This is a genomic window from Microcystis sp. M53603_WE2, from assembly GCF_030065435.1.
Map to the genome: position 1 here is coordinate 1 of NZ_JASJFF010000353.1, position 1,766 is coordinate 1,766.

Below are 1,766 nucleotides of genomic sequence, written 5' to 3' on the forward strand. Positions count from 1 at the left end.
GACTCCCATGATTTCTGGGGATTGGTGCGGGCCAATCAGCAAGAGGATTTTTTCCCAGTAACGGCCTTGAATTTTCCTTGGACTTCCCCAATCCTAGGGATTCGGTTTGAGATGTTTGAAGAGGGTTTAGAGGTCTTTTATCCCAATGGGGAACGATTTAAAGACCCTGAAACCCTCTTTGAGGAACGCAACCAAGCACAACAAGAACGCGACCAAGCACAACAAGAGCGCAACCAAGCACAACAAGAGCGCGACCAAGCACAACAGGAACGCGATCGCGCTTTTGCCCGATTACGGGAATTGGGCATTGACCCGACACAGTTGTGACTATAATTAATCTTCCGCGGAGATACCGTCATCTTCCACCACCGCTTCGGTGATAGGAGAGGGGGAATTTCCGTTAAGGGAGATAAATCCGCAGGGGGGCCACCACGCGATCGAGTTTTAGGGTTAAATAAAGAATCACCTCATCACTTAAACCCATGGCCCGTTCCAGGGTGGCGACTTGTTTGCCGCTGGCCTGATAATTCATCTGCACATAGACACCTATCAAAAATTTGTTGAAAGAAATCCCAAATTTCTCAACTCAATTGTCCTGTTTTGACTTCTTCCCTTGAGATAGTTTGCGCTGGCAGAAAGCGCCAAATCCCAATACACCTAAGCCTAAAATTGTGCTAGGTTCAGGGGTTGAAGTGGGTTGAGAAATTCGGGTAAGTTTAATATTGTTAGCACCACTAACGGTGGCAAAGGCTAGATCGAAAACAGGTGGATTAGGCTCTACATTAACATCAAGGTCAACTAATGAATTAGTTGGGAGACCGCCCACATCAGGACCACCTTGCAGTTTTGATGTAGCAGTCCCTGGAAAAACAAAAACCGCTGCTCTGTTAGCAGGATTTGTAGTTGCTACTACACTATTAGTTACAAGACCACTACCTGTATCATCAAAGGCTGATGCCCCAGCCGTTAAGACCGTATTTTCAGGAATAAAGTCAAATTTCAACCCAGCATCTTCTAAGGAAGTACCGTTAGCTAAAGTGACTGACGTTAAAGCAAATCCTTGGTCAGGGGTGAATCCAAGAATTGAGCCTCCAAAGTAGATATTATCTGAAAAGTCGAAAATTACCTGAATACTACCGCCTTGAGGACCGCCGATTCCATTATCACCAATGCCCATGTACAGGGAAGCCGGCTGATCGACATCAAGTGAAAAAGGTACGGAAAATTGAGTATCTACAACAGTGAAGCCACCACCTGGTGGAAGAACAACGGAACTAAGTACCCCCGATGTAAATGGTGTACCACCTGGAAAATATCCTAAGCCTCCAATTTGGGAGGCAGGGGCATTAACTCCGAAGTGTAACGCCATGTCACCATAACCCAAGCCGAATCGATTCACTTCACCAAAAAGACGGAAGTTGGCTTTTAGGTCAACGGCTTGTGCCGTACCCGCTGCCGCCAGACTGATAAGTATTACCCCCCCCCCGATGGAGTATTTCATAAGTTTTGCTAATTTCATAACTAAATGCCTCTTAAAAAATGTGGTTCTGCCTGATCTATAATGTTTAATTCTGTAGATTTGAAAGTCTTGCCGTTAAATTTATCAAATCTTGAAAATACTCTAATAAATTTATCAAATCTTAACAATACTCTAAGTTACTTATAAAAATAAAGGTATGTTAGCGACAGCGTAACACGCCCTACTTATCGCTCTCTTACTCAAAGGCAAAAGCACTATCTTCTTCATGAATCGGCAAAATTCAGTA

The 1,766-nt window shown here is 44.2% G+C and carries 2 protein-coding genes and 1 pseudogene; 1 reads left to right on the top strand and 2 read right to left on the bottom strand.

The genetic code is table 11. From position 1 onward, the window contains the following. A pseudogene (locus PX481_RS07620) lies at positions 1-327 on the top strand (Uma2 family endonuclease); the annotation flags it as partial. Positions 328-400: 73 nt separating this feature from the next. On the opposite strand, the gene PX481_RS07625 reads toward PX481_RS07620, so the two are convergent. Continuing rightward, positions 401-532: a 30S ribosomal protein S6 gene (locus PX481_RS07625; protein ID WP_196219514.1), complete on the bottom strand. Its 132-nt coding sequence runs from the start codon at positions 530-532 to the stop codon at positions 401-403. Between the two features lie 54 nt (positions 533-586). After that, positions 587-1,399: a PEP-CTERM sorting domain-containing protein gene (locus PX481_RS07630; protein WP_288094215.1), complete on the bottom strand. Its 813-nt coding sequence runs from the start codon at positions 1,397-1,399 to the stop codon at positions 587-589. Positions 1,400-1,766 lie beyond the last annotated feature (367 nt).

Coding starts and splice junctions, on each gene's coding strand:
- PX481_RS07625 (WP_196219514.1), bottom strand. CDS start 532: ATGAATTATCAGGCCAGCGGCAAACAAGTCGCCACCCTGGAACGGGCC.